20 protein-coding genes are annotated in these 22,737 nt (G+C 33.2%); 11 read left to right on the top strand and 9 right to left on the bottom strand.

Annotation, left to right across the window (positions count from 1 at the left end; translation table 11 throughout):
• Window positions 1-98: 98 nt before the first annotated feature.
• From guaA to FEM21_RS04395, 3 genes are all read right to left on the bottom strand, one after another.
• Complete coding sequence (guaA, locus tag FEM21_RS04385) at window positions 99-1,628, bottom strand: glutamine-hydrolyzing GMP synthase (RefSeq protein WP_035658270.1); 1,530 nt, start codon at window positions 1,626-1,628, stop codon at window positions 99-101.
• A 123-nt stretch (window positions 1,629-1,751) separates the two neighbouring features.
• The gene (locus FEM21_RS04390; protein WP_035658273.1) at window positions 1,752-2,468 is read right to left on the bottom strand and encodes a hypothetical protein; all 717 of its coding nucleotides are present in this window, start codon (window positions 2,466-2,468) and stop codon (window positions 1,752-1,754) included.
• A gap of 128 nt (window positions 2,469-2,596) precedes the next feature.
• Window positions 2,597-3,205 carry a hypothetical protein gene (locus FEM21_RS04395; RefSeq protein WP_035658275.1) on the bottom strand — a complete coding sequence of 203 codons (609 nt, stop codon included), beginning with the start codon at window positions 3,203-3,205 and terminating at the stop codon, window positions 2,597-2,599.
• Between the two features lie 242 nt (window positions 3,206-3,447).
• On the opposite strand from FEM21_RS04395, the gene FEM21_RS04400 reads away from it, so the two are divergent.
• The 8 genes from FEM21_RS04400 (at window position 3,448) to FEM21_RS04435 (ending at window position 10,158) form a co-directional block, all read left to right on the top strand.
• Window positions 3,448-3,834, top strand: coding sequence for a RidA family protein (locus FEM21_RS04400; RefSeq protein ID WP_035658276.1), 387 nt, complete (start codon window positions 3,448-3,450; stop codon window positions 3,832-3,834).
• A 94-nt stretch (window positions 3,835-3,928) separates the two neighbouring features.
• Entirely contained in the window at window positions 3,929-5,176 is a 1,248-nt protein-coding gene (locus tag FEM21_RS04405) for a voltage-gated chloride channel family protein (protein WP_035658278.1), read from the top strand.
• 69 nt (window positions 5,177-5,245) lie between these two features.
• Window positions 5,246-6,250: a DHH family phosphoesterase gene (locus tag FEM21_RS04410; RefSeq protein WP_035658281.1), complete on the top strand. Its 1,005-nt coding sequence runs from the start codon at window positions 5,246-5,248 to the stop codon at window positions 6,248-6,250.
• Between the two features lie 4 nt (window positions 6,251-6,254).
• The gene (gene gldI / locus FEM21_RS04415) at window positions 6,255-6,917 is read left to right on the top strand and encodes a gliding motility-associated peptidyl-prolyl isomerase GldI (RefSeq protein WP_035658285.1); all 663 of its coding nucleotides are present in this window, start codon (window positions 6,255-6,257) and stop codon (window positions 6,915-6,917) included.
• 19 nt (window positions 6,918-6,936) lie between these two features.
• On the top strand, window positions 6,937-8,055 hold the full coding sequence (locus FEM21_RS04420) for a peptidylprolyl isomerase (RefSeq protein WP_035658286.1): 1,119 nt from the start codon (window positions 6,937-6,939) through the stop codon (window positions 8,053-8,055).
• Window positions 8,056-8,087: 32 nt separating this feature from the next.
• Window positions 8,088-9,242 (top strand): peptidylprolyl isomerase, encoded by a 1,155-nt coding sequence (locus tag FEM21_RS04425; protein WP_035658288.1) that lies wholly within the window; start codon window positions 8,088-8,090, stop codon window positions 9,240-9,242.
• 260 nt (window positions 9,243-9,502) lie between these two features.
• Entirely contained in the window at window positions 9,503-9,862 is a 360-nt protein-coding gene (locus FEM21_RS04430) for a hypothetical protein (protein WP_035658291.1), read from the top strand.
• Window positions 9,859-10,158 (top strand): hypothetical protein, encoded by a 300-nt coding sequence (locus tag FEM21_RS04435; protein ID WP_035658293.1) that lies wholly within the window; start codon window positions 9,859-9,861, stop codon window positions 10,156-10,158. Before FEM21_RS04430 ends, FEM21_RS04435 begins: the two co-directional genes overlap by 4 nt.
• An 87-nt stretch (window positions 10,159-10,245) precedes the next feature.
• Here the strand turns inward: FEM21_RS04435 and FEM21_RS04440 are convergent, their stop codons facing one another.
• Window positions 10,246-10,686 carry a hypothetical protein gene (locus FEM21_RS04440; protein ID WP_035658296.1) on the bottom strand — a complete coding sequence of 147 codons (441 nt, stop codon included), beginning with the start codon at window positions 10,684-10,686 and terminating at the stop codon, window positions 10,246-10,248.
• 213 nt (window positions 10,687-10,899) lie between these two features.
• Here FEM21_RS04440 and FEM21_RS04445 point away from each other — a divergent pair, with 213 nt between their 5' ends.
• Complete coding sequence (locus FEM21_RS04445; RefSeq protein WP_035658297.1) at window positions 10,900-12,795, top strand: heavy metal translocating P-type ATPase; 1,896 nt, start codon at window positions 10,900-10,902, stop codon at window positions 12,793-12,795.
• Between the two features lie 53 nt (window positions 12,796-12,848).
• Here the strand turns inward: FEM21_RS04445 and FEM21_RS04450 are convergent, their stop codons facing one another.
• The 3 genes from FEM21_RS04450 to FEM21_RS04460 all read right to left on the bottom strand — a co-directional run bounded on the left by FEM21_RS04450 (window position 12,849) and on the right by FEM21_RS04460 (window position 16,831).
• Window positions 12,849-13,211 (bottom strand): hypothetical protein, encoded by a 363-nt coding sequence (locus FEM21_RS04450; protein WP_035658300.1) that lies wholly within the window; start codon window positions 13,209-13,211, stop codon window positions 12,849-12,851.
• Between the two features lie 107 nt (window positions 13,212-13,318).
• A complete protein-coding gene (locus FEM21_RS04455; protein WP_035658302.1) occupies window positions 13,319-14,497 on the bottom strand; it encodes an AIR synthase related protein in 1,179 nt (392 codons plus the stop codon).
• 144 nt (window positions 14,498-14,641) lie between these two features.
• Entirely contained in the window at window positions 14,642-16,831 is a 2,190-nt protein-coding gene (locus tag FEM21_RS04460) for a glutamine synthetase III family protein (protein ID WP_035658304.1), read from the bottom strand.
• Between the two features lie 273 nt (window positions 16,832-17,104).
• Between FEM21_RS04460 and FEM21_RS04465 the strand changes: the two genes are divergently transcribed.
• Together FEM21_RS04465 and FEM21_RS04470 are read left to right on the top strand one after the other, a co-directional pair.
• Window positions 17,105-18,121, top strand: coding sequence for a glutamine synthetase beta-grasp domain-containing protein (locus tag FEM21_RS04465; protein WP_035658306.1), 1,017 nt, complete (start codon window positions 17,105-17,107; stop codon window positions 18,119-18,121).
• A 124-nt stretch (window positions 18,122-18,245) separates the two neighbouring features.
• Window positions 18,246-19,196 carry a TerC family protein gene (locus tag FEM21_RS04470; protein ID WP_035658308.1) on the top strand — a complete coding sequence of 317 codons (951 nt, stop codon included), beginning with the start codon at window positions 18,246-18,248 and terminating at the stop codon, window positions 19,194-19,196.
• Between the two features lie 56 nt (window positions 19,197-19,252).
• Here the strand turns inward: FEM21_RS04470 and FEM21_RS04475 are convergent, their stop codons facing one another.
• The gene (locus FEM21_RS04475; protein ID WP_035658310.1) at window positions 19,253-19,786 is read right to left on the bottom strand and encodes a hypothetical protein; all 534 of its coding nucleotides are present in this window, start codon (window positions 19,784-19,786) and stop codon (window positions 19,253-19,255) included.
• 132 nt (window positions 19,787-19,918) lie between these two features.
• Window positions 19,919-22,552 (bottom strand): valine--tRNA ligase, encoded by a 2,634-nt coding sequence (locus FEM21_RS04480; protein ID WP_035658312.1) that lies wholly within the window; start codon window positions 22,550-22,552, stop codon window positions 19,919-19,921.
• Between the last annotated feature and the right edge of the window lie 185 nt (window positions 22,553-22,737).

Here is a 22,737-nt window from a genome sequence, read left to right on the forward strand (position 1 = left end):
AAATTATATACTAAAGATAAGAAAACGGTACCAAATTTTATTCTAAAATCTGATACCGTTTTTATAATAACTAAGAAACATTTATTACAAAGTTTCTATTATTCCCACTCAATTGTTGCAGGTGGTTTTGAACTAATATCATAAACAACACGATTCACACCTTTTACTTTGTTGATAATATCATTAGATACTTTCATTAAGAAATCATAAGGCAAATGAACCCAGTCAGCAGTCATACCGTCAGTAGATTCTACAGCACGAAGTGCCACTACTTTTTCATAAGTACGCTCGTCACCCATAACCCCAACACTATTTACAGGAAGCAAAATTGCTCCCGCCTGCCAAACTTTATCATACAATCCCCAAGATTTTAATCCGTCGATAAAAACTTTATCCACATCTTGTAAAATTTGTACTTTTTCTAACGTAATATCTCCTAAAATTCTAATTGACAATCCTGGTCCTGGGAAAGGATGTCTTCCTAATAATTCCGGATCAATTCCTAAACTTGCTCCTACTCTACGTACTTCATCTTTAAAAAGCATACGCAAAGGCTCCACAATTTTTAATTTCATATAATCAGGCAAACCTCCCACATTGTGATGTGATTTAATGGTTGCCGATGGTCCTTTTACAGAAACTGATTCGATAACATCAGGATAAATGGTTCCCTGAGCTAACCAGGTTACGTCTTCAATTTTATGTGACTCATCATCAAAAACTTCGATAAAAGCATTTCCGATGGCTTTTCTTTTTTTCTCCGGATCAGTAACTCCGGCTAAGGCATCGTAAAAACGTTGAGAAGCATCTACTCCTTTTACATTCAAGCCCATTCCTTCGTATTGATTCAATACACTTTCGAACTCATTTTTACGAAGCAAACCATTATTTACAAAAATACAATACAGGTTTTTCCCGATTGCTTTGTTCAATAAAACTGCCGCCACAGTCGAATCTACTCCTCCAGAAAGTCCAAGAACTACTTTGTCGTTTCCTATTTTCTCTTTCATTTCAGCCACGATTTCTTCAACGAAAGCATTTGGCGTAAAATTTTGAGGAACCTGAGCGATTTTCACTAAAAAGTTCTCTAACATTTGTTTCCCATCAGTAGAATGATATACTTCCGGGTGGTATTGAATTGCATAAGTTGTTTCGCCTTCAATTTTGTAAGCTGCAAATTCCACATCGTGTGTACTTGCTAGTTTTACACCATTAGTTGGCAAAGACTTTATACTATCACTATGACTCATCCAAACCTGACTGTTTGGAGAAACTCCTTCAAAGAAAACCTCACCTTCTTTAATAAAAGACAAGTTGGCTCTACCGTATTCTCTAGTGTTAGACGCCGCAACTTCTCCTCCACTAAAGTGAGATAAATATTGCGCTCCGTAACACACGGCAAGCATTGGCAATTTCCCTCTAATTTGAGATAAATCAGGATGTGGAGCATCTTCTGCACGAACAGAAAATGGACTTCCTCCTAAAATAACGGCTTTATAACTTGATAAATCCGAAGGGATATTATTGTATGGGAAAATTTCGCAGAATATATTTAATTCGCGAACTCTACGCGCAATAAGCTGAGTGTATTGCGATCCGAAATCTAAAATAAGTACGTTGTGTTGCATGGGCGCAAAATTACTTTTTAAATTTGAAATGGAAAAATGGATTTTTGAAATTTTTCATTTTTTTTACGCTCCATTTTTAGTCCTTTTTATTTTCAAAAAACAGCACAGTCAACGTATTAGTTTTTATTCCTTTATAAAGGTAAATTTTGATTTTACACCTTTATCAATATTATCCCAATAATTAGTAATCAACAATTTGCCCTGTTGATCATATATTTCAAAATTTCCTGTATTTCCCCCTAAACGGCCTCTGTTTAGCGCAATTAATTCTAAATAATTCAAGCCGTCTTTCAAATTTACCCTAATATCATCAAAACCAGCTCCAAGCATTAAACTGTGAGCCAAAATTGTAGTATGGTAATCATGTATTGAATTCGCCTGAATTAAATCGCCATCGATAGCGCCATAATCACGAATCTTAACTATTAAAAAATCGGACTTTGTTCGAATAACACCAAAATCGACGTCTTTTTTACTAATATAAGAGTCATCTTCTTTTAGTCCATTTGCAATCAACGACCTGCTCACACTTTCATTCATCTTATCCCTAACTCTGTCTCCCGGATTAACAAAATCATTTGTTTGTTCCATCGAAAAAGACTTTGTTTCTTCTCCAATGTGATATTTTGAACTCGAAGGCAAAACAACATCTGGCTTTTTAAAAAGATCCGGTGCTTTAATCAAAGGAGCTTCTGTAGTAGTTGCAGGCGTTACTTTCTTAGGTGCAACTTTATTCGTATTTAATGGTGCGATTGGCGTGAATTTAGTGCCACCAAACTCACTCTGAGCATAGCTGCTAAATCCAAAACACATCATTATAAATAACAAAAACTGCTTCATATTAATTTCATTTTGTTTTATTAATAATCCTAAGTATCAACAAATATACCAAGCTTTCATTTTATAAAACAAAACCCTAAATGAAGATTAAAGAAATTTTAACCAAAAAGAAAATCTAAAACCTCAAATTATTCTTTCTCTAATATAACTGTTGCCTTATATCCCTGAGCAATATTCCATTGATTAGAAGAAATCACCGCTCCGTTATCATCAAAAATTTTAAATTCGGCTGTATTGGGTGCGGCAAAACCTTCATTTAGTGCTTCAAAATCAATACGATTGATCCCTTTTTGCAATGGAATATTGAATCCTTGCTCTTCGCCACTTAAAAGTACTTCCGGTTCAACAATTACATAGTTTACATATACTCTAACCTTATCACCATCAACATAAGCGGCATCACGGTAACTTACTTTAGCTGTTCCTGAACTTGTTTTAAAAGTACCTAAATCCTGATCTCTTTTGGCTAATTTTTCAGCATCATAATCTTCTTTTTTAGGAACTACATAATCGTTTTTATCTAATCCTTGTACTTCATAGGCTTTAATTTTATTAAAATCTTCGTTAGAAAATTTAACATCTTTCACCTTAACTTCTTTTACTTCTTTCTTTTTTGCAGGAGCTGCTTTTACCTTAATATCAGTTTTAAATTCTTCCTGAGAATGTGCTGTAGACAGCATTCCAAACATTAAACCTAAAATAAAAACCTGACCTTTAAAATTTAAATATTTATTCATCTTTGTATCTTTTTAATTAAAAAACTATGTTCAAAAAAACGACTTTTTCAAACTTATTCCTAATAGATAACAATAAAGTTATGATTTTATTGTAAAAAAGCAGCTGTCAAAAATCAAAAAAATACAATTTGAGTTTATCCTAATCGATGTTTTTTATTGTGGTATTTTTTATAAATTGCAAAAAATTTTTTAAGAACTAAAACAGAGGCTCACTCCTCTATAATACAATTAATTACATAAAAATGAAAAGAGAAAACATCTTAACAGGATCGCCATGGGAAGACAAAATGGGATATTGTCGTGCTGTCCGTATTGGAAATATTATTGAAGTTTCAGGAACTGTAGCTATCGTTGACGGTGATAAAGTAAAAGCAGATGACGCTCATGCTCAAACTTTAAACATTTTAGAAAGAGTAGAAAAAGTACTTGAAGATTTAAATGCAAGTATGAAAGATGTAATTCGTACTCGTATTTTCACCACTGATGTTACTACATTTGAAGCAGTTGCAACAGCTCACGCACATTTTTTTAAAGATGTAAAACCTACAACTGGTTTTTACGGAATCAATCAATTAGTAGCCCCAGAATACCTTGTTGAAATTGAATTGACTGCAGTTCTTGCAGAATAATTTTAATTCTTGAAATTATTTTTTCGAGCGCAATAAAAGTCATTAAATAGCTTTTGTTGCGCTCGAATAGCATACAATTATCCTACACGCCCCTATGGATTTAAAAAAAATAATACTATTATCCTGTAAATGGATTCTAATTTGTACTTTAATAGGCTTTTTTTCAGGATCAGCTTCCGCTTTTTTATTAGTTGCTCTCGAATGGGCTGCAAAACTTAGAGCACAGCAAATTTGGCTTATTTGGTTTTTACCTGTAGGCGGATTAGTAATAGGATTTCTCTACCAGTATTATGGAAAAGATGTTGTTAAAGGAAACAATCTTTTATTAGACGAATACCAAAATCCTAAAAAAACAATTCCGTTTAAAATGGCTCCATTAGTACTTTTTGGAACTATTATTACCCATCTTTTTGGAGGTTCGGCTGGTCGTGAAGGAACAGCAGTGCAAATGGGTGGCGCAATTGCAGATCAATTTACTAATATATTCAAACTAAATCCAACAGATAGAAAAACACTAATCATTTTAGGAATCAGCGCTGGGTTTGCATCTGTTTTTGGGACACCATTAGCCGGAGCTGTTTTTGCGCTGGAAGTTCTTTATTGTTCGAAAATCAGCTTTAAAAGCAGCATTTTATCTTTCGTAGCGGCTTTTTTCGCTTATTATACTGTTGAAATTTGGGGAGTCAATCATACCGTTTATGTTATTAATTGGGTACCTAAACTAAGTTTCGAAAATTTATTCTGGATTATCCCATCTGGAATTTTATTTGGTTTAGCAGCAATGCTCTTCTCAAAAAGCACGCATTTTTGGGCTTCATTATTCAAAAAACACATATCCTATCCTCCGTTACGACCTTATGTAGGCGGAATCATTTTTGCATTAATCGTTTATCCTTTTAGTGCAACTCAATTTATGGGATTAGGAATTCCCTCAATAGTAGAAGCTTTTCATAAACCAAGCGAATATTACGATTTCCTACTTAAAATTCTTGCTACGGGTTTTATTTTAGGAGCAGGCTTTAAAGGAGGCGAAGTAACTCCATTATTTTTCGTTGGTGCTACATTAGGAAGTGCTTTATCTGTTTTTATTCCGTTGCCCATTGCGCTTTTAACAGGAATGGGATTTGTAGCTGTATTTTCGGGAGCGACACACACACCAATTGCCTGTACTATTATGGGAATTGAACTTTTTGGCATCGAAAGTGCTGTTTTCATTGGCATTGCCTGTTTTATTGCCTACTTATCTTCAGGTTACATAGGAATTTATCATTCGCAAAATGTAAAAGGAGTAAAATACCATTTATACGAAAAGTTGAAAACAGCTAAACTCAGGTATTTGTAAGTTGTAAAAAAGAAGTTAATTTTTAAATGATTTCATAGTTTACACTAAAAAAATGTAAATTCGCAAACTATGAAAATACAAGATATACAAGCGATACAATCCTTATTGGCTACGCCAAAAAAAATTGCCATTATTCCTCACAGAAATCCTGACGGTGATGCTATGGGGTCTACTTTAGGACTTTACCATTTTTTAATAAAAAATAATCATCAGACTACTGTAATTTCTCCAAATGAATTTCCGGATTTTTTAGCCTGGCTTCCTGGATCAGAAACAGTTCAAGTATTCGAAAAAGATCAGGAAAACTGTACTAAAATATTAAAGGAAGCCGATATTGTTTTTACACTTGATTTTAATGCTTTTCATCGCGTAGGCGAAATGGAAAAAGTATTAGAAACTCTTGAAACTACTTATATAATGATTGATCATCATCAAAAACCTGATGATTATGCAACTTATATTTATTCTGATACCAGTTTTGGTTCTACCTGCGAAATGGTCTATAATTTCATTTCATTTTTTGATAAAAAAGACCAAATTGACAAAACTATTGGAACTTGTATTTACACCGGAATTTTAACTGATTCAGGTTCTTTCAGATTCCCAAATACAACAGGAAACACGCATAGAATTGTAGCCGAACTGATTGATTTAGGGGTAGAAAACACTCAGATTCCTAATTTACTTTTTGACAATAGTTCTTATAACAGATTGCAATTATTAGGTAAAGCATTGCAAAATTTAAAAGTTATACCAGAACACAAAACCTCATACATTACACTTACGCAAGAGGAACTAAATAGTTTTAATTATGTAAAAGGAGATACTGAAGGCATTGTAAATTATGGTTTAAGCATTAAAGGAATTCTATTTACGGCTATATTTATCGAAAATAAAGACGAAAAAATCATCAAAATATCTTTCCGTTCTCAAGGTGGATTTGATGTGAATGAATTTGCAAGAGAACATTTTAACGGCGGAGGACATCGTAATGCTGCCGGAGGAAAATCGCTAACTTCGATGGAAGAAACTATTAATAAATTTGAAACTTTAGTTAAAAATCTAACGCTATAGCATCATGAAAACCATCCGATTTATTCTTATAAGTGGTCTGTTATGTTTTCTTTTTACAAGTTGTGTACAACACCAGGAAGCACGCCGTCCTGTTTCGAACACTTCTGGAGTTTTTATGAAGAAATCTGTCGAAAGAAACAAAAAATTGAATGCTTCTGATGAAGATTTAATCAAAGCCTTAATGAAAAAGAATCCAAAAATCAGCTATTTCGCTTCGCCAAAAGGTTATTGGTATTCTTATGAAATTAAAAACGATATTGATACACTGACACCTAAAAAAGGAGATGTAGCTTTCTTTAACTACGAACTAAAAGACCTTAATGGCAACACTATTTATTCTGAAGTAGAATTAAGAAGTCAGGTGTATCGGGTAGACAAACAGGAAATCATGACTGGAATACGCGATGGTATTAAACTGATGCGTAAAAACGAAAGAGTAAATTTCTATTTCCCTTCTCATATAGCTTATGGTTATCATGGTGACAATAAAAAAATTGGTCCTAACCAGCCTTTAATTTGTACAATAACTCTAAATGATTTTAAACCCGAAAGTGTTTATAAGAAAGAACTGGAATTAAATAGAACAACTGTTCAGGACAGTGTAAAAAAAACAAAAAGAGTTCTCTCGAAACCTAAAACTACAACTCAAGACACTTTAGAACAATAAGTTTAACATTGAAACAATTATGAAAAAAAATATTCTGTTTGTATTGCTTCTTATTACTACTCTTTATTCATGTAAAGAAGAAAACAGCAATTTAGCTGATGGTTTGTATGCTAAAATCGAAACGAATAAAGGAAACATTTTTCTGGAATTAGATTATAAAAAAGCTCCTATTACAGTAGCAAACTTTGTTACACTTGCCGAAGGAAAAAATGAATTTGTTGCCGAAGATTATCTAAAAGGACGTCCTTTTTATGATGGCTTGAAATTTCACCGTGTCATTAAAGATTTCATGATTCAAACAGGAGATCCCGAAGGAACAGGATCAGGAGATACAGGCTATAAATTTAAAGATGAGTTTAGTGATTTAATTTTTGACAAAGGCGGACTTTTAGCAATGGCTAATAATGGTCCGGCAACAAATAGCAGTCAGTTTTTCATTACCCATGTACCTACACCATGGTTAGATAATAAACATACTATTTTTGGTCATGTGGTTGACAACGGAATGGAAGTGGTAAATAAAATTGAGCAGGATGATGTTATCAAATCGATTACTATTATTCGAAAAGGCGAAGCTGCTAAAAAATTCAATGCTGTAAAAACTTTCTTTGATTATTTTTCTGTTGAAGCAAAAAACAAGAAAGCAGCACTAGCACTTGAAGCAAAAAAGCAACAGGAATATGATGCTAAATATGCGAAAGTAATTCAGGATAAATTAGCATTTTTTGAAAGTCTAAAAGATAAAAGTACCAAAACAGCTTCCGGATTAAAATATAGTATTACAAAAAAAGGAAGTGGAAAAAAACCAGCAAATGGCACTATTGTGAACATTCATTACGCAGGCTTTCTTGAAAACGGACAGCTTTTTGACACCAGTTTAGAAAGTGTTGCACAAACTTTTGGAAAATTTGATTCTAACAGAGCGCAACAAGGAGGTTATCAAACTATTCCTTTTCAAATAGGAAAAAGAGATGGTTTAATTCCTGGATTTATTGAAGGTCTTGATAAAATGTCTTTTGGAGACAAAGCAGTATTATTTATTCCTTCGCATTTAGCTTATGGAGCAGGCGGAGCCGGAAATGTGGTTCCTCCTTATGCAAATATCATTTTCGAAATCGAATTAATCCAGCCACAATAGTTTATTAAATAACCTTAGAATATATTATAAAAATGAAATTCAGAATATTATTTTTAGCCTTTTTTGCTTTGCTGACAGTTCAGGCACAAGAAACTTCAAAAAAAACAGTCAAAAAAGCAACTCCTAAAACCTCAATTAAACAAGACGGAATTTTTGCTACTATTACTACTAATAAAGGAGCAATTGTACTAGCGTTAGATTTTCAAAAAGCACCTGTTACAGTAGCCAATTTTATTAGTCTTGCTCAGGGTAAAAACGAATTTGTTACCGATAAAAAATTACAAAAAAAACCTTTTTACGATGGATTAAAATTTCATAGGGTAATTAGTGATTTTATGATACAAGGTGGAGATCCGCAAGGAACAGGAGCCGGAGGACCAGGTTATAGTTTTAAAGACGAGTTTATTCCTGAACTTAAATTTGACAAGAGAGGAATTTTAGCAATGGCTAATTCCGGTCCAAAAACCAATGGAAGTCAATTTTTTATTACACACAAAGAAACTCCTTGGTTAAATGGGAAACACACTATTTTTGGACATGTTGTTGAAGGAATGGACGTAGTGAACAAAATTGCACAAGATGATGTAATTAAAAATATTACCATTACTCAAAAAGGTACAATGGCTAAAAAATTCAAAGCCGAGAAAGTTTTTGCTAACTATTACAACAATAAAGAGCAAGAAGAGAAAAAAGAAGCGGAAGCAAAAGCTGAAGCCGAGCGAATTCAAAAAGAAAAAACAGCCGCTTTAGTTGCTGAAAAAATGGCTTATTTCAGTAATGAAAAAGCAACTGCAACCACCACTCCATCTGGATTAGTTTACAAAATAGTAAAAAAAGGAATGGCTGTTAAACCTGCTGCCGGAACTACAGTATATTTTCATTATTCAGGTTTTTTCGAAGATGGTAATTTATTTGACAGTAGTCTTACTGAAGTTGCTAAATCTTATGGAAAATATGACGAAAGACGATTTGTACAAGGTGGTTATAATCCTTTTCCTTTTGAAATAGGTAAAAAAGACGGTATGATTCCGGGATTTATAGAAGCTATCAATTTACTTTCTTTTGGAGATAAAATCATTGCTTTTATTCCTGCTAAATTAGCCTATGGCGAAGCTGGAGCTGGCGGAGTAATTCCTCCAAATGCCACCTTAATTTTCGAAATCGAAATTTTCGACAAGCAAAACTAAAAGACATAAAATTCAAAATACTAATCCGACTGTCCTGAGCAGTCGGATTTTTTTTATAAGTTCTTACTGATATTCTAAAAAACACCCACCAGAAATTTTCTCACAACATTAATTGTAAAAAATACAATTTTTCTTATTTTAAGTAAACTTATTTTTATACATTTGAAAAACAAACTAATTCATTCAGAAACTTAGGCTGACTATCAATTTTCCTAAACACTGAAAAAACAGCTAATTATAAATATCAAATTTATAAATCCATGTTTTATCACATTAATGAAATAATAGATCTTAATTTAGAGTTACTGTTTTTATCGAAAAATCATTCTTTAAAATTCTCAGAATTTAAAGATAAAGACGGAAAGAAACTTGGAAAAATAACCGAATTTTTCCAACTCATGGAGAAAAAAAATCTCATCAAAATAGAACACAACAAATGTAATCTAACCGAATTTGGAAAAAAAATTGCTGAAAACGGTGGTTGGTTTGAACATTTGAAAAAGAAGAAAGAAAACGAAAAAACAAATTTAGAAGAAACAGAATCCTTTTTAAAAGATCAAACTTCTTTCAGCTTATTTACTAATCGTTTACAAAATATTTTTAAAAAAACTAAGGCATGAATATTCAAGAATTCTTTTCTGAAGAATGCGAAAAACTATTCTTAATTCACAAAGCAAGTTTAATTGAAAAAACCTCATTCAATGAGAAAAAAAACAACTTAAAAGCCGAAGATTATCCTAAATTTGATCGTGAATTTAAGCGCTTTCAAAGACAAATAAGTTTGAACTTAACAAAACTTATAAAGAAAAACAGAAAAACAAACGTAGAAGAAATCTTAGAGCCTATAGCTAATAAATACACCAAATCATTTCTAAATCTGGTTGATTTATCAAAAATCGATCTTGAAAAAAATTAGTATAAAATGATTTATTAACCAAATAAAAAGCCCTTTCAGTCTTATTATAGTGAAAGGGCTTCTAATTTTATAATCAGTATTCAGGAATTATTTCTTCCCAAATTTCCATTCAAATTCGTCTTTATCATTAATTATGGCGCCAACTTCAACTTTTACTACTTCTTCAAATTCAGTTTGAAATAATAGCCAATTGTCTTCGTTAAAATAATTTTCAAAAGTATCAAATTCTTCCTGAGTAAATTTAGAAATACTCTTTTGAGCCAAATCTTTTTTAACGTCTTTAATATTTCTGCCAATTAATTTATTGCCAAATAACTCTAAATTGGCACTCGAAACAACAACATATCCTAATTTAAAATCTTCGTCTTTGTAAAAAGTCAAACGCATTTTAAATTTATTATAAACAAAAATTACATTCTCATCTTCGTCTTTATAATTTCTATCGGGCTTTCCATAAACTGACTCAACATCTTTTTGTTTCATCCCGAATATGAGTTTATCAATTCCGTTTTTAAGGTTTATTTTCATGTCTCTAATTTTTGGGTAAAGTTCGCAAACTTTTTTACAACATGAACCATTTTAGCCTATATAATCTTAAGGTTTTATTAAAGTCACGTTAGTTAAGATGGTTTTTTAGTAAATTAGTGTATAATGTCAATGCTAGTATTACAAGCGATTTTGCTCTAAAAATTCGAAATAAAAATATATTAAAACATTTTTTCGAATAAAACCATCATTATCATGGACTTACCTTTCAAAGACAAAAAATTTCTTTTTTTATTGCTGTCAGTTAGTATAGTAGTTACATTAGAAATATTATCACTTTTAGGAATTCATCTTCCTATGTCTTATGCCCCTTATATTTTTTGTTTATTCATTATCGGAATTGGTCATGAGGTAATTTTTAACGGATTTCAATCACTTATTAAATTCAATTTTAGCAGTATCAATTTGTTGATGACCATTGCTGTTATTGCTGCTTTGTATTTAGGCCAATATTCTGAAGCTGCGGTGGTTATTGTGCTATATGTTTTAGGCGAAAGACTGGAAGATATTGGACTGGAAAATTCAAAATCAGCATTAGATAAGTTAATCCAAAGTGTTCCTAAAACAGCACTTGTAAAATCAGTAAATAAAGAAATTCCACTTGACGAAATAGAAATAGATACTATTATTCAAATCAAACCGGGGAGTATTATTCCTCTTGACGGAAAAATTACTTTTGGCGAAACCCTAATTGACGAATCTGCCATTACTGGTGAACCTATTGCTAAAGAAAAGCAAGTTGGAGATAAAGTTTTTGCCGGTACATTAAATACGAATGGTTTTATCGAAATTGCCACAACTAAACTTGCTAACGACACCACTTTTGCAAAAATCATCCAGCTCACTTTTGAAGCCAATGCGGCCAAAAGTGATACCCAAAAATTTATCCAACGCTTTTCAAGATTATACACTCCACTTATTATTGTATTAGCCATCTTAATTTTTAGCATTCCGGTTTTTGTGATGGGTCAGGATTTTAATCATTGGTTAAATCAGGCCGTTACACTTTTAGTTATTGCCTGTCCTTGTGCCTTAGTTATCTCAACTCCTGTTGCGATTTACGCTGCGATAGGTAACGCTTCCGCAAAAGGTGTTCTGGTAAAAGGAGGAAAATACATTGAAGCCTTAGCCGAAATTCAGGCTATCGCCGTAGACAAAACCAGAACAATTACTTATGGAACTCCAGTAGTTTCAGATGTTTTTCCTCTTGTAGGAACCAGCCGTAAAGAATTACTCTCCTGTACCGCAGGTGCCGAAATGTTTTCAGAACATCCCCTGGCACAAGCCATTATTACAGCCAGTAAAGCAGAAGGTTTCGAACCTCATGCTGCTAAAGATTTCAAAAGTATTTTAGGAAAAGGAGCAACAGCAAAATGTACAGTTTGTGAAATAGATACAGTTCATGTGGGAAAACTGGAATTCATTAGAGAATACCATGAAATAACTCCCGAAGTAGAAAAAATTGTAGCACAATTATCTACCGAAGGAAAAACGAGTGTGGTTGTCAGTTTTGGAAAAGGTGTCGCAGGAATTATTGGTTTAACTGACCAAATTAAACCTGATAGTTATGTAGCAATACAAGAATTGGAAGAACAAAATATTGATGTGATTATGCTTACCGGTGATAGCGAAAAAGCTGCTCATTATGTGGCAAAACAGGTTGGTATTTCAAAAGTTTTTGGAGGCTTACTTCCTGAACAAAAATCAGAGGAAATAAAAGCACTTTTACAACAATATGACAAAGTAGCTATGGTAGGTGACGGAATCAATGATGCTCCTGCTCTGGCATTAAGCACCGTAGGAATAGCTATGGGAGCGGCAGGAAGTGACACTGCTATAGAAACGGCTAATATTGCCCTGATGAATGACCAACTTTCATTAATTCCGTTTCTTATTCGATTGAGTAAAAAAACGATGAAACAAATAAAGTTCAACACTTTTGGAGCTATAGCCACTAAAATAGTATTTATTCTGCTTGCATTTTTTGGATATAGCAATTTAGCTTTAGCCATCGCTGCCGATGTTGGTGTTACCTTAATTGTAATTTTATTTAGTTTGAATTTAATGCGATTCGAAAAAGTAAAAAATTAATTTTCTCTTATAAAACAAAAGCGTTAACATTTATATCTTAACGCTTTTTTATTTTATTCTTCTTCGTACATTTCGTCGTAACGAGCTGGAACTTGTGGATCAAAAAGTGGACATTTGAATTCTTCCATAATATCTACTAATTTATCCATTGTTTTACCTTCAGTTCCGTAACAATCTATTTGAACCGTTTGAGGAGTTGTTTTTACCTGAAAAGCTCCTACTCCATTATTGTTTTTCCAACTGTTCTCATCTACTCTTTCCCATTTAGAAAATACCGAAGCAATTCTGTTCATTATAACCGTAACAGGAAGTTCTTCTAAACCTTCAATAGTTTTCTGCTCATCAATAGCTTCATAAACCTCCTGATGGTTTAAATAAACACCTTCTAAATATTTCCAAAAAAGTAATTCGTACATTTTTTAAGTTACAAAGGTTCTGAGGTTCTGAGTTACTAAGATTCTATACAACTGAAATAAAAAATCTCAGCAACTTAGTTTCTTAGGAACTTAGAAACTCTAAAAAATTAATATTCGTAAGTTCCGTATTCGCTGGTAATTGTTAATTTCTTACTGTCTGCAGCTTCAACGCGACCAACAATTTGTGCATTAACATTGAACGATTTTGAAATAGCAATAATATCTTCAGCAACTTCAGCAGGAACGTATAATTCCATACGATGTCCGCAGTTAAAAACCTGATACATTTCTTTCCAATCGGTTTTTGATTGCTCCTGAATTAATTGGAACAATGGAGGAACCGGAAACAAATTATCTTTTATAATATGTAAATTGTCTACAAAATGTAAAATTTTAGTCTGTGCTCCACCACTACAGTGAACCATTCCGTGAATTTCATTCGACGAATATTTATCTAAAATTTTCTTGATAATTGGCGCATAAGTTCTTGTTGGAGAAAGCACTAATTGTCCGGCATCAATTGGTGAATTTTCCACCGCATCAGTTAATTGTACCTGACCTGAATAAATCAATTCTTCAGGAACAGCAGCATCATAACTTTCCGGGTATTTTGTTGCCAAATATTTACCGAAAACATCATGACGAGCCGATGTTAATCCGTTACTTCCCATTCCGCCATTATAGCTTTTTTCATAAGAAGCCTGACCGAAAGATTCTAATCCAACGATTACATCACCAGACTGAATATTAGCATTATCGATTACCTTAGAACGTTTCATGCGAGCCGTAACGGTAGAATCCACAATGATTGTACGAACTATATCGCCTACATCGGCAGTTTCTCCACCTGTAGAATGAATGCTTACGCCAAAAGAAGCCAATTCCTGAATTAATTCTTCGGTTCCGTTGATAATCGCTGAGATAACTTCGGCAGGAATTAGATTTTTATTTCTTCCGATAGTTGATGAAAGCAAGATATTATCAGTTGCTCCTACACACAATAAATCATCAATATTCATGATTAATGCATCCTGAGCGATACCTTTCCAAACAGAAATATCTCCTGTTTCTTTCCAATACATATATGCTAATGAAGACTTGGTTCCTGCTCCATCGGCATGCATAATAAGACAATAATCTTCGTCTTGGGTTAGATAATCAGGGACAATTTTACAAAATGCCTGAGGAAACAATCCTTTATCTATATTTTTTATAGCATTGTGTACATCTTCTTTGGATGCCGAAACACCGCGTTGTGCATATCTTTTTGAAGTATCTGAACTCATGAATTGTAATTGTGTAGCTGCAATAGAGCAACTTGGTTTTGCGGCAAAGATAATTATTTTTTAGAAGTTAGAGATTAAAAGTTAGAAGTTAGAAGCCAGGAGCCCTCAGCCCATAACCTCTAACTCACAACCATTAACTTATAATTATTTGGTAAACAACAACTCTCTGTATTTAGTTAGCGTCCATAATTCATTATCTACTAACAATTCTAATTTATCACAGTGATTTCTAATTACTTCAAAATAAGGTTTTACTTTATTGCAATAGGCTTCGGCAGTTTTTTGTGCATTTCCTAAAGCATTTGCATTTTTTCTTTCGTTACGCATTTCTTCCTCTTTGGCATTGATACCTTCAATATGAGTCGAAATTTCTTTAATCAATCCTATTTGTTCTTTTGCAATTGATTCGAATTCTTTTCCGAAAATATCTTTCAAACCTTTTACATTTTCGATTAAAGTATTTTGGTAACGAATAGCCGTTGGAATCACATGATTTTTCGAAATATCACCTAAAACCCTGCTTTCAATCTGGATTTTCTTAGTATATTCTTCTAATTCTATTTCGTAACGTGCTTCCACCTCTACATGATTCATAATTCCTAATTCAGAAAATAAATCCAATGCGCGTTGTGAAGCTCTTGCTTTCAAAGCTTCAGGAGTAGTTTTAAAGTTACTCAAGCCTCTTTTCTTAGCTTCTTTTTCCCAGGCTTCACTATAACCATCACCTTCGAAAAGAATATCTTTCGACACCTTAATATATTCTCTCAACACATTAAAAATAGCATCGTCTTTTTTCATTGCTTTCGAATCAATCAAAGCATCAACTTCTACTTTAAAATCTCTTAATTGTTTTGCAACAATCGTATTTAAAGTAGTCATTGCATTCGAACAGTTTGCCGAAGATCCAACCGCTCTAAATTCAAATTTATTTCCGGTAAATGCAAAAGGCGAAGTTCTGTTTCTATCGGTATTATCTAAAATTACTTCCGGAATTTTACCAACTACATTTAGTTTTAAATCGGTTTTTTCTTCTGGCGATAATTTCCCTGTAGTCACACTTTCTAATTCGGCCAAAACTTTCGTTAATTGCTCTCCAATAAATACCGAAATAATTGCAGGCGGCGCTTCATTCGCACCTAAACGGTGATCATTGCTAGCTGTTGCAATCGAAGCGCGTAGTAATTCTTCGTAATCATTTACCGCTTTAATTGTATTAATAAAGAAAGTCAAAAACTGTAAATTACTCATTGGCGTTTTGCTTGGGCTCAACAAATTTACTCCAGTATCAGTTGCTAATGACCAGTTATTATGCTTTCCGGAACCATTTACTCCTTTAAATGGTTTTTCGTGTAACAATACTTTAAAGTCATGACGCTCGGCTACTTTTTGCATAATATCCATCAAAAGACAGTTATGATCTACAGCCAGATTTGTTTCTTCGAAAATTGGAGCCAACTCAAATTGGTTTGGCGCTACCTCATTATGACGGGTTTTAACCGGAATTCCTAATAGCATACACTCTTGCTCCAAATCACGCATATAGATTAAAGCACGCGTAGGAATCGATCCAAAATAATGATCATCTAACTGCTGTCCTTTTGCCGAAGTATGTCCTAATAATGTTCTTCCTGTCATCATTAAGTCAGGACGGGAATGTGCCAAAGATTTATCTACAAGGAAATATTCCTGCTCCCAACCTAAGGTTGCAGTAACCTTTTTGACATTTTTATCAAAATAACGACAAACCTCAGTAGCGGCTTCGTCCATTACTGCCAAAGCTCTTAATAAAGGTATTTTATTATCTAAAGCTTCGCCTGTATATGAAATAAAAACGGTAGGAATACATAAAGTGGTACCATATATAAATGCCGGAGAAGTTGGATCCCAGGCTGTATATCCACGAGCTTCAAATGTATTTCTAATTCCTCCGTTAGGAAAACTAGAAGCATCAGGTTCCTGCTGTACTAATTGTGCTCCTCCAAATTTTTCTACCGGATCACTTCCATCATAAGAAGTTTCAAAAAAAGCATCGTGTTTTTCAGCAGTAGTTCCTGTTAAAGGTTGAAACCAGTGTGTATAATGAGTAACTCCTTTAGCAAGTGCCCACTCTTTCATACCCATTGCAATATAATCGGCTAGTTTTCTATCTATTTTCGTTCCATTTTCAATAGCACCCTGCACCGCCTTAAAAGCATCTGAAGTTAAATATTGTTTCATGGCTTTTTCATTAAATACATTAGAGCCAAAAATGCTTGACTTTCTATTTGTCTCTTCAAAATGTATTGCTTTTCTATTAGAAGCTTCCTTCAACGCTTGAAAACGTAATGTTGACATTATGGACTATTTTTTAAACTGTTAATAATCAATTTTATAATTAAAAACACAAATATAGAAAATATCAGGCTAAAAACAGCCAGACAAAGCATTGTCAATTTGGTTTTTATTTAGCTTCAAAATTGCTTTTTTTTAAATATACCCCCTACCAAAATATAGTAATGTGAAAAATAACACTCATTCAAACAAAAGATACCCCAAGGTTTTCAGCACTAAAAAAAATATTATATATTTGCACCAGAGTTTAAATCAAGAAAATTAATTTATATTATTATGGCAAAAATAAAGTTAGAGTACCTTTGGTTAGATGGATACGAACCAACTCAAAATCTTAGAAGTAAAACAAAAGTTGAAGAGCATGAAAACTTTAAAGGAACTCTAGAAGAGATCGGAAACTGGTCATTTGACGGTTCGTCTACAAGACAAGCTGAAGGAGGATCTTCTGACTGTCTTTTAGTACCAGTTGCTATCTATCCAGATCCAGAAAGAATCAACGGATACTTAGTAATGTGTGAAGTTATGTATGCTGACGGTACTCCACACCCATCAAACGGTAGAGCTACTATCGATGATGACAATGATGATTTCTGGTTTGGTTTCGAACAAGAATACTTCATCATGGATACTAAAACTTTATTACCATTAGGTTTCCCAGTAGGTGGATACCCTGCACCACAAGGTATGTACTACTGTTCAGTAGGTGGAAAAAACACTCACGGAAGAGCTTTAGTTGAAGAGCACGCTAACTTATGTATCGATGCTGGAATCAACTTTGAAGGAATCAACCAAGAGGTTGCTTGTGGACAATGGGAATTCCAATTATTTGCTAAAGGAGCTAAAAAAGCAGGTGATGAAATCTGGGTTGCTAGATATTTATTAGACCGTTTGACTGAGAAATATGGTTACTATATTGAATACCACCCAAAACCACTAGGTGATACTGACTGGAATGGTTCTGGTATGCACGCTAACTTCTCTAACGAAGTTTTAAGAACGTGTGGTTCTCAAGAAACTTACGAAAGAATCTGTGAGGCTTTCCGTCCTGTAACTAAAGAGCACATTGCTGTTTACGGAGCTTACAACGAGCAACGTTTAACTGGTAAACACGAAACTGCTTCTATCAACGACTTCTCTTACGGAGTATCTGACAGAGGATGTTCTATCCGTATTCCTTTAATGACTGTTCAAAAAGGATGGAAAGGATGGTTAGAAGACAGAAGACCAGCTTCTAATGGTGATCCATACAAAATCGCTGCAAGAATTATCAAAACAGTTAAATCTGCATTGTAATTTCTTAATTATAAAATAAAAATGCCTTCAGCAATGGAGGCATTTTTTTATGCTTTAAAATCAAAATCTTAAATCAATCATACATCACAATAAACTATATTTGCAATAACATAAAATAAATATCATGATAGTCTGGATTTGCTTTATTAGCGCTATTTTATTATTCCTTGCTTTAGATTTAGGAATTTTCAACAAAACCCCACACGAAATCAGTTCGAAAGAAGCCGGAAAATGGACCGGAATCTGGGTTTCTTTATCTTTCTTATTCTCAGCTGTAGTGTATTGGTTATACCAAAACAACTTTGTCGAAAACCCTGACAGCTTAAAACCAATGGCTGCTTCAATGAAGTACATTACAGGATATCTTATTGAACTTTCGCTTAGCATCGATAATATTTTTGTAATTGCAATTATCTTTTCTTCATTTAGAATTCCTAAAAAATACCAGCACCGCGTATTGTTTTGGGGAATCATTGGTGCTATCATCTTTAGAGGACTTATGATTTATTTTGGTGTTTTGATTATCAATAAATTTGCCTGGACAACTTACCTATTCGGTGCTTTCCTGATTTATACTGCTATCAAAATGTTTTTCACCAAAGAAGATCATGAATACGATCCTCAAAATTCGGTTATCTATAAGTACTTGAGAAAACTAACTCCGATTACTCCAAAAATAGAAGGCGAACATTTTTTTGTAAAAATCGATAATGTTAGCACAGCAACGCCTTTATTTGTAGCCTTAATTCTTATTGAAGTAATGGACGTTATTTTTGCATTAGATAGTGTACCCGCTATTTTAGCCATTACTTCTGATCCTTTTTTAGTATTTAGTTCGAATATTTTTGCCATTCTCGGACTGCGTTCTATGTATTTCTTTTTAGCGAACATGCTGGAAAAATTCAGTTACCTAGAATATAGTTTAATTGCTATTTTAACCTTTGTAGGACTAAAAATGATGCTACATAAATTCATTCACCTGCCAGAATGGGCTTCACTAGCATTCATTGCAGTTTCTTTACTGGCTGGAATAATTGCTTCCCTGCAAAAAGAAAAACGAAACAATAAAGTATAAAAACAAAAAAAGGAAATCGAGAGATTTCCTTTTTTTACATTTCAATTTCTAAAAGATTAATTTAGCTCTATAACATTAGTATCATCAATATTATATTTTTTGATAACAGCATTATAATCTGAGTAATCTTCTTTAGTTTTATTAGCTAGTTTTGCTGATGTTGATCCATCAGGAGAACCAGGCACAATAACAATTCTAAACGTTTGATTATTCAAATAACTTGGAGTCAATGCTAAATTATAAGTTGCTCGCGCATAAATTATAAAATGCTCAACACTAAAATCGAAATCATAATCGATTTCTCCATCATCTGTGTAAATAGTTCTAGGTATTTGTTGCCATATTGGAGCACCAGTATCAGTAATAGAACCCACTCTCCTATAAATCAAAACAACATCTTCATTAAAAATTAAAGGATCTAAATCTCGATAAATATTATACCCATCGTTGGCATTATAAGCGAAATTAACATTAGTTAATTGAAAAACTTCACTAATAGTATCTCTATCTTCTCGAAAATCATCATCAGAAGAACAACCCGAAATAGCTAAAAAGCTAACAAAAGCGAAAAGTGCGAATATTTTTTTCATGACATAAATTTTTAAATGGTTAAGTTATAAGATCTAGTATTCATTAATTGTGCCAAAAATTATTTGACAAAAAAAAAGAGACCAAAATAATTAATTCTTTTTTTGATCTCTAATATAAAAAATTATTTCAAATTACTTCAAACCAGCTAAACTCTGCTCGATTGTAGCAATTTTAGCTAAAGCATCAGCTTGTTTTTGTTTTTCGATATTTAAAACTTTTTCCGGAGCTCCGTTTACAAATTTCTCGTTTGAAAGTTTTGCTTCTACTGATTTCAAGAATCCTTTTACGTAATTTAATTCTTCTGTCAGTTTTTTAATCTCAGCTTCAACATCGATATTTCCTGTAATCGGAATGAAATATTCATTTGATTTTACTCGGAAAGATAATGCGCCATCCACTTTTTCAGAAACATATTCGAAAGCAGAAACGTTTCCTAATTTCGTTACTATAGAATCAAAATAAGTTGAAATATTCTCGCTATTAATGGCTTTCAATTCGATAGCATCTTTAAACGGAATATTTTTGTCTTTTCTGATCGTTCTGATTCCAGAAATTACTTCAATTGAGTTTTCAAAATCAGCAATTAATTTTGCATCAAACGGTTTTAATTCTGGCCAGGTTGAAACGATTAAAGCTTCTTCCGGGGTTCTTTCAGCAATTAATTGCCAAATTTCTTCCGTTAAGAAAGGCATAAACGGATGAAGCAATTTCAAGTTGCTTTCTAACATTTCGATCGCTTTCGCAAAAGTTACGCTGTCAATTGGCTGTTGATAAGCCGGTTTGATCATTTCTAAAAACCAAGAACAGAAATCATCCCAAACCAATTTATAGATTGCCATCAACGAATCTGAAATTCTGTATTTCTCAAAATTATCTTCAATATCAACTAAAGTCTGCTGTAATTTCGCTTCGAACCATTCGATTGCCACTTTTGATGATTCTGGCTGTGGAATAGTTTCTAAAACTTCCCATCCTTTAATCAATTTGAAAGCATTCCATATTTTATTCGAAAAAGCTTTTCCCTGACTACATAATTCTTCATCAAACATGATGTCATTTCCTGCAGAAGCACTTAAAAGCAATCCTACACGAACTCCATCGGCACTGAATTTATCAATCAAATCTAAAGGATCAGGAGAATTCCCTAATGATTTAGACATTTTACGACGTTGTTTATCACGAACTAACCCAGTTAAATATACATTTGTAAATGGTTTTTCACCAGCATATTCATAACCCGCAATAATCATTCTGGCAACCCAGAAAAATAAAATATCCGGACCTGTAACCAAGTCATTTGTTGGATAATAGTATTTAAAATCTGGACTTTCCGGATCCATAATTCCACCAAAAACAGACATTGGCCATAACCAAGAAGAAAACCATGTATCTAACGCATCAACATCTTGAGTTAAATTGTTAATGGTTAATTGTGAATTGTTAGTTTTTTCTTGTGCTAATTTTAATGCGTCTTCGATGTTTTCAGCAACAACGAAATCTTCTTTTCCGTCTCCGTAATAATACGCCGGGATTTGTTGTCCCCACCATAATTGACGAGAAATATTCCAATCGCGAATATTGTTTAACCAGTGTGCATAAGTGTTCTCAAAACGTTTTGGATGTAATTTAATATCTCCCGTTTCTAAAACTGACTTAATTGCCGGTTTTACTAATTCTTCCATTTTCAGGAACCATTGATCTGATAATCTTGGTTCGATTACGGCTTTTGTTCTTTCAGAAGTTCCTACTTTATTTAAGTGAATCTCTGTTTTTGCTAAAGCTCCAATTTCCTGAAGTTCTTTTTCAATTTCCTTACGAACCACAAAACGATCTTTTCCCTGATAATGCAATCCAAAGCTGTTTAACGTAGCATCTTCATTAAAAATATCAACGATTTCAAGATTGTGTTTTTCTCCCAACGTTTTATCGTTCATATCGTGTGCAGGCGTTACTTTCAAACATCCTGTACCGAATTCTACATCTACATATTCGTCTTCAATAATTGGAATCACTCTTCCGCAAATTGGAACGATCGCTTTTTTACCTTTTAAATGTGTAAAACGCTCATCATTCGGGTTTATACAGATCGCAGTATCTCCAAAAATAGTTTCCGGACGTGTTGTAGCGATAGTCAAAAAATCTTCTGAACCTTCAATTTTATATTTTAAGAAAAATAATTTTCCTTGTTGTTCTTCGTAAATTACTTCTTCGTCAGAAAGAGTAGTTTTTGCTTCTGGATCCCAGTTTACCATACGGTACCCTCTGTAGATTAAACCTTTGTTGTATAAATCAACAAACGATTTGATTACAGATGCAGACATATCTGGATCCATTGTGAATTTGGTGCGTTCCCAATCACAGGAAGCACCTAATTTTTTAAGTTGCTCTAAGATGGTGCCACCGTATTTATCGGTCCATTCCCAAGCGTGTTTTAGGAATTCTTCGCGAGTTAAATCGTTTTTATTGATTCCCTCCTGTTTTAATTTCGCCACAACTTTTGCCTCAGTAGCAATAGAGGCATGATCCGTTCCCGGAACCCAGCAAGCGTTGAATCCTTTAAGACGAGCGCGACGAATTAAAACATCCTGAATGGTATTATTCAACATGTGTCCCATGTGAAGAACACCAGTGACGTTTGGCGGCGGAATTACAATTGTGTAAGGTGTTCTATGATCTGGTTCTGAGTGAAAATAATTGTTTTTCATCCAGTAATCATACCATTTGTTTTCGATCGTCTTAGCGTCAAATTGTGCGGGAATTGCCATTTACTAGGTTTGTTTAATCGTTAATTTGTTTAATCGTTATTTGTTATCTGTTAATCGTTTTTAAATCTTTCAGTTAAACGATTATACAGTTAAACAAATAAACCAAAAAATTGGTTCGATTTTTGTAATTTATAATTGGGAACAAAAGTAAATAATTAAGTACACTATAAAAAGAGAAATAAAAA

It is taken from the genome of Flavobacterium seoulense, assembly GCF_000695795.1.
Classification (GTDB): domain Bacteria; phylum Bacteroidota; class Bacteroidia; order Flavobacteriales; family Flavobacteriaceae; genus Flavobacterium; species Flavobacterium seoulense.

Bases quoted from the DNA above. Each gene is read 5' to 3' on its own strand.
- guaA (WP_035658270.1), bottom strand. From the start codon at position 1,628: ATGCAACACAACGTACTTATTTTAGATTTCGGATCGCAATACACTCAG.
- FEM21_RS04390 (WP_035658273.1), bottom strand. From the start codon at position 2,468: ATGAAGCAGTTTTTGTTATTTATAATGATGTGTTTTGGATTTAGCAGC.
- FEM21_RS04395 (WP_035658275.1), bottom strand. From the start codon at position 3,205: ATGAATAAATATTTAAATTTTAAAGGTCAGGTTTTTATTTTAGGTTTA.
- FEM21_RS04400 (WP_035658276.1), top strand. From the start codon at position 3,448: ATGAAAAGAGAAAACATCTTAACAGGATCGCCATGGGAAGACAAAATG.
- FEM21_RS04405 (WP_035658278.1), top strand. From the start codon at position 3,929: ATGGATTTAAAAAAAATAATACTATTATCCTGTAAATGGATTCTAATT.
- FEM21_RS04410 (WP_035658281.1), top strand. From the start codon at position 5,246: ATGAAAATACAAGATATACAAGCGATACAATCCTTATTGGCTACGCCA.
- gldI (WP_035658285.1), top strand. From the start codon at position 6,255: ATGAAAACCATCCGATTTATTCTTATAAGTGGTCTGTTATGTTTTCTT.
- FEM21_RS04420 (WP_035658286.1), top strand. From the start codon at position 6,937: ATGAAAAAAAATATTCTGTTTGTATTGCTTCTTATTACTACTCTTTAT.
- FEM21_RS04425 (WP_035658288.1), top strand. From the start codon at position 8,088: ATGAAATTCAGAATATTATTTTTAGCCTTTTTTGCTTTGCTGACAGTT.
- FEM21_RS04430 (WP_035658291.1), top strand. From the start codon at position 9,503: ATGTTTTATCACATTAATGAAATAATAGATCTTAATTTAGAGTTACTG.
- FEM21_RS04435 (WP_035658293.1), top strand. From the start codon at position 9,859: ATGAATATTCAAGAATTCTTTTCTGAAGAATGCGAAAAACTATTCTTA.
- FEM21_RS04440 (WP_035658296.1), bottom strand. From the start codon at position 10,686: ATGAAAATAAACCTTAAAAACGGAATTGATAAACTCATATTCGGGATG.
- FEM21_RS04445 (WP_035658297.1), top strand. From the start codon at position 10,900: ATGGACTTACCTTTCAAAGACAAAAAATTTCTTTTTTTATTGCTGTCA.
- FEM21_RS04450 (WP_035658300.1), bottom strand. From the start codon at position 13,211: ATGTACGAATTACTTTTTTGGAAATATTTAGAAGGTGTTTATTTAAAC.
- FEM21_RS04455 (WP_035658302.1), bottom strand. From the start codon at position 14,497: ATGAGTTCAGATACTTCAAAAAGATATGCACAACGCGGTGTTTCGGCA.
- FEM21_RS04460 (WP_035658304.1), bottom strand. From the start codon at position 16,831: ATGTCAACATTACGTTTTCAAGCGTTGAAGGAAGCTTCTAATAGAAAA.
- FEM21_RS04465 (WP_035658306.1), top strand. From the start codon at position 17,105: ATGGCAAAAATAAAGTTAGAGTACCTTTGGTTAGATGGATACGAACCA.
- FEM21_RS04470 (WP_035658308.1), top strand. From the start codon at position 18,246: ATGATAGTCTGGATTTGCTTTATTAGCGCTATTTTATTATTCCTTGCT.
- FEM21_RS04475 (WP_035658310.1), bottom strand. From the start codon at position 19,786: ATGAAAAAAATATTCGCACTTTTCGCTTTTGTTAGCTTTTTAGCTATT.
- FEM21_RS04480 (WP_035658312.1), bottom strand. From the start codon at position 22,552: ATGGCAATTCCCGCACAATTTGACGCTAAGACGATCGAAAACAAATGG.